The sequence below is a fragment of the Geobacter sp. genome, from assembly GCF_030834625.1.
GTDB lineage: Bacteria > Desulfobacterota > Desulfuromonadia > Geobacterales > Geobacteraceae > Geobacter.
In genome coordinates, this window is sequence record NZ_JAUQXO010000052.1 from 1 (window position 1) to 4,270 (window position 4,270).

A 4,270-nucleotide genomic window follows, 5' to 3' on the forward strand; every position below is an offset into this window, starting at 1 on the left:
AACGAGAAAGTTCATGAGGTGCATTGAAGGGCTATCGAGGGGGAGGAGTCACCCAATAAAGACGAAGTCTTTCACGGGCCAGGTTCTCTTCATAGATAGTGTCGGAAGGACGGAGCGGACGTAGTTGATTTGTTGTATGCGCGGTTGAGGTCTGACCCTTCTGGGGGTTCGCACGCCGAATCGTCAGGTCGCCAATCCACTTTGAGAAAGGAATCAATCATGGCTAAGCAAGAAACTTTCAGCGTCGACGAATGGGCACTGCTGCGCCTGACGCCCTTGCTCGTCGCCGGCGGCATCGGTGCCGCTGATCCGTCCGGCGTGTTCGCCTCGATCAAGGAGGCGGCGAGCAGCGCAATGGGCATGGCCGAGGCCTTCAGGGCCAACAGCAGTCTGGAGCTGTTTGCTGCGCTCGGCGCCGACCGCAGCATGCCCAAGGACAAGGAAAATACAGGGACACCATACTCATTTATTGTTTGACGGCGGTCTCGGCCAAGAGTAATTTCTCCGCATGCCACGAATCGCTCGCTTAATTGCCCCTGGGATTCCCCACCACATCACTCAACGGGGAAACCGACGCCTGGAGACCTTCTTCCGTGATGAAGACTACCAGGCGTACCTTGTCTTGATGGCCGAGTGGTGCCGGAAGTGCAACGTCGCTGTGTGGGCCTATTGCCTCATGCCAAACCATATCCATTTGATTGCGGTTCCCGAAACGGAAGAGGGACTGAGGTTGGCGATTGGCGAAGCGCACCGCCGGTATTCCGTCATGATTAATCGGCGCCAGAAATGGACGGGACATCTGTGGCAGGGGAGGTTTTCGTCGTTTCCCATGGACGAGACGTATCTTCTCGCAGCCGTCAAATACATTGAGATGAACCCTGTGCGGGCACATCTTGCCCCTGATCCGTACTCCTGGAGGTGGAGCAGCGCCAAGGCCCATGCCGTCGGCAAGGATGACATTCTTGTCAAGGTCTCTCCCCTTTTGGAAATGGTCGGAGACTGGAAGCTGTTCCTTTCGGATGCCGACGAAGAGGAAGCGGATAAAATTCGCAGCCATGAGCGGACGGGACGGGCTTTAGGGGCTGATTCGTTTCTCGAATCGCTGGAACTATCCCTGATGCGGACGGTGAAGAGGCAGAAGCCTGGGCGGAAGAAGAAACTGCTGGAATAGGTATGATGTCCATGCATTTCCCCTAAGTGATGTTTATGCACAGATTTTCCTAAAGCTCTGAGTCCTCCAGCCGAAAAGAACTTTATAGCTGACACATGATGGTTTATTCACTCTGCCAACGAAGGCAGCGGCGCACCCCAGAGGGTAGCGGCCGCTGCCTTTTCTGTTTTCTTTGAGGTTAGCCAAGAATCGGGGAGGGTAAGGGCAATGAACATGTTCCAGAATGCAAGCATGAAGAGCAAATTTGCGGTCATCATCGGGTCACTCATGATTCCGATCGGGATTCTCCTCTACCTGCTGGTGGCGGAGAAGAACATAGCCATCACCTTTGCCGGCCAGGAGATCTTCGGTAACCGCTATCTGCGGCCGCTGCATCTCCTCCTTGTCAATGTTCCCCAATACCATCTCAATGCCGGTTCGGCGGGCGAGACCGGCGCCAGGGAGCGCATCGAATCGGCACTGAAGGAACTTGCAACCGTCGAGGAGGATCTCGGTGGGAAACTCAAGACCAGGGAGAAGTACGAAGCGCTCCTTACCTCCTGGAAGGGGCTCGACGGCAAGGCCGGCAATGGGGAGGCCTATGGGGCTGCATTCCAGAGCGTTCAGGCGCTGATTTCGCAGGTGGGAGACACCTCAAATCTCATCCTCGACCCTGATCTCGACAGCTACTATGCCATGGATGCAACGCTGCTCAAGCTTCCCGCCATCGAGGACATCCTGTTCCAGCTTATCGTCCATGCGAGGGAATCGCTCGTTGCCGGGCACCTCACGCCGGACGCAAAGACCAGGTTCGTGGTGCTCCTGGGGCAGCTCCGGTTCACTACCAGCGAACTGAAGCGGGGGATGGGCGTTGCCTACACCAATAATGGTGCGGGTAACCTTAAGCCGAAGGTGGGGGCACTGCTGGACGAGACCCTTGCCGCCGCCGACACGGTGGCAGAATCCATCGAAAAGCAGATCATTGCCGGGCCGCAACCGTCGATCAGCGGTGTTGATTTCGAGGCCAGTGCCCTCGCTGCCCTGGACCGGTCGGCAGCCCTGTGGCAGAAGACCCTCGACGAGCTCAACGTGCTGCTTAACCTTCGGATATCCGGGTTTCAGCAGAAGAAGTACATCACCATCGGCGGAGTCTGCGTGCTTGTGCTCATCAGCATCATCGTGTCCGTCGCCGTGTTGCGGAGCATCTCGCGGCGCATATCGCTGGTGGTGGCATCGCTCAGCGATGTGGCCGGCGGAAACCTCGGCGTGTCGGTTTGTGATTCAGGAAGGGACGAGGTGGGGGAGCTCTGTCGAGCCTTGAACGGTACGGTGAGCTCCCTGCGGGGTCTGGTGGAGCTGACGGCAGGTTCGTCGCGGGAGGTTGCCCAGGTTGTCAGCCGCCTCGAAGCCGGGGCGCTCCTGACAGCTACCCAATTGGGGAAGCAGAGTGTTCAGGCAAGTCAGGCGGCAACGGCGGTCGAGGAGATGAGTCGGACCATCGACGAGATCGCAGTGGGGACCCGGAACGTATCGGAGCACTCGGCCCAGGCCATAACGGCTGCCCGGAGCGGCCGCTCGGCAACCGCCGATACCACTGGGGCCATCAGGAGGCTCCACGACGCCACCAACGGTCTGTCGGCAATGGTCCTCAAGCTCAACGGGAGTGCTGCCGAGATAGGAGAAATAGTCTCCGTCATCGAGGACATAGCCGACCAGACCAACCTTCTGGCCCTCAATGCCGCCATTGAGGCTGCCCGGGCCGGAGAAATGGGCCGGGGCTTTGCTGTGGTCGCCGATGAGGTGCGGGCCCTTGCCGAAAAGACCGTGAAGGCCACATCAGAGATATCGCGCCGCATTGTCGCGGTCCAGGCAGATGCCACCACGACCGCAAGGACCATGGAAAGCGCCTCGGGAGAGGTGTCTGCCGCTTCCGAACACATGCGACGGCTCGAGGAGGTCTTCTGCCGGATCGATGAGACAGTTCAATCAGTCAACGAGCAGATAACCAATATCGCCACTGCCATCAACCAGCAATCGACTGTCTCCCAGGATGTTGCCCGCAGCATCGAGGAGACCTCGGCGGCGACCCAGACCGTCGAAACCGTTTCCCGTGAAGTGCTAGACACGGTGGGGCTTTTGAAGCATACGTCGGAAACGCTGGTGGCGACCACGGCACGCTTTAGCATGGGCCGCAGTGATTAGATTGTAGTCCATGGAGCTGGAGACAGTACAAAGTGCGCTCCGTCAAGGTAAGGACGGAGGGGAGACGTAGTTGATTTGTTGACTAACTTCCTGCCTGCTCATCGAAATTACGGATAGATCCCTGAAGCAGCCGCCAACCAGTACCACCCCGTATCCATTTCTTCCCATCCGCCCCGCCGGCTTCTGCCAGCGGGGCAGTTTCGTTTGGTTTTCCGAAAACTGGAGCTTGCAGCAAATGCATATTATGATAATATACAATAATGATTGATTTCATGCGGATAACCGGCTTCGACTGGGACGACGGCAACGGCCGCAAGAACGACAAACACGGGGTAAGCCAGGCCGATGCGGAGCAGGTTTTCTTCAACGATCCGCTCCTCGTGCTGACCGATGACCGGCACAGCAACAATGAGCCGCGTTTTCACGCCCTGGGAAAAACCGACGGTGGTCGATTCTTGCACATCACCTTCACCCTTCGTTTCAACAGCAGCAAGATCCGCGTGATATCAGCTCGGGATATGCATAGAAAGGAGCGTGCCATCTATGAGCAGGAAACGTAAGAACGTGCCGACATTTGCCAATGAAGCTGAAGAGCGCGCTTTCTGGGAAAACCACGATTCCAGCGACTACGTGGACTGGTCGAAGTCCCAGCGGGTGACGCTTCCCAACCTGAAACCGACGACCCAATCCATCTCCCTGCGGCTGCCGATATCATTATTGGAAAGCATCAAGATTGCTGCAAACAGTCGTGACGTCCCGTATCAGTCACTGATCAAGATATGGCTGAACGAGAAAGTTCATGAGGTGCATTGAAGGGCTATCGAGGGGGAGGAGTCACCCAATAAAGACGAAGTCTTTCACGGGCCAGGTTCTCTTCATAGATAGTGTCGGAAGGACGGAGCGGACGTAGTTGATTTG

Annotated in this window: 6 protein-coding genes; 5 read left to right on the plus strand and 1 reads right to left on the minus strand. The window is 57.1% G+C overall.

What is annotated here, in order from left to right; genetic code table 11:
- The first annotated feature begins 219 nt into the window (after positions 1–219).
- The 3 genes from RCH91_RS12580 to RCH91_RS12590 all read left to right on the plus strand — a co-directional run bounded on the left by RCH91_RS12580 (position 220) and on the right by RCH91_RS12590 (position 3,352).
- On the plus strand, positions 220–477 hold the full coding sequence (locus RCH91_RS12580) for a hypothetical protein (RefSeq protein ID WP_306535311.1): 258 nt from the start codon (positions 220–222) through the stop codon (positions 475–477).
- A 31-nt stretch (positions 478–508) separates the two neighbouring features.
- Positions 509–1,171, plus strand: coding sequence for a transposase (locus RCH91_RS12585; protein WP_306535312.1), 663 nt, complete (start codon positions 509–511; stop codon positions 1,169–1,171).
- A 231-nt stretch (positions 1,172–1,402) separates the two neighbouring features.
- The gene (locus RCH91_RS12590; protein ID WP_306535313.1) at positions 1,403–3,352 is read left to right on the plus strand and encodes a methyl-accepting chemotaxis protein; all 1,950 of its coding nucleotides are present in this window, start codon (positions 1,403–1,405) and stop codon (positions 3,350–3,352) included.
- 82 nt (positions 3,353–3,434) lie between these two features.
- Here the strand turns inward: RCH91_RS12590 and RCH91_RS12595 are convergent, their stop codons facing one another.
- Positions 3,435–3,626: a hypothetical protein gene (locus RCH91_RS12595; protein WP_306535314.1), complete on the minus strand. Its 192-nt coding sequence runs from the start codon at positions 3,624–3,626 to the stop codon at positions 3,435–3,437.
- Between RCH91_RS12595 and RCH91_RS12600 the strand changes: the two genes are divergently transcribed.
- Positions 3,613–3,912 (plus strand): BrnT family toxin, encoded by a 300-nt coding sequence (locus RCH91_RS12600; protein ID WP_306535315.1) that lies wholly within the window; start codon positions 3,613–3,615, stop codon positions 3,910–3,912. The genes RCH91_RS12595 and RCH91_RS12600 overlap by 14 nt on opposite strands.
- Positions 3,896–4,165, plus strand: coding sequence for a BrnA antitoxin family protein (locus RCH91_RS12605; protein ID WP_306535316.1), 270 nt, complete (start codon positions 3,896–3,898; stop codon positions 4,163–4,165). Before RCH91_RS12600 ends, RCH91_RS12605 begins: the two co-directional genes overlap by 17 nt.
- Positions 4,166–4,270: the final 105 nt, after the last annotated feature.

Excerpts from the sequence above, each read along its gene's own strand:
- RCH91_RS12580 (WP_306535311.1), top strand. The coding sequence starts at position 220 with ATGGCTAAGCAAGAAACTTTCAGCGTCGACGAATGGGCACTGCTGCGC.
- RCH91_RS12585 (WP_306535312.1), top strand. The coding sequence starts at position 509 with ATGCCACGAATCGCTCGCTTAATTGCCCCTGGGATTCCCCACCACATC.
- RCH91_RS12590 (WP_306535313.1), top strand. The coding sequence starts at position 1,403 with ATGAAGAGCAAATTTGCGGTCATCATCGGGTCACTCATGATTCCGATC.
- RCH91_RS12600 (WP_306535315.1), top strand. The coding sequence starts at position 3,613 with ATGATTGATTTCATGCGGATAACCGGCTTCGACTGGGACGACGGCAAC.
- RCH91_RS12595 (WP_306535314.1), bottom strand. The coding sequence starts at position 3,626 with ATGAAATCAATCATTATTGTATATTATCATAATATGCATTTGCTGCAA.
- RCH91_RS12605 (WP_306535316.1), top strand. The coding sequence starts at position 3,896 with ATGAGCAGGAAACGTAAGAACGTGCCGACATTTGCCAATGAAGCTGAA.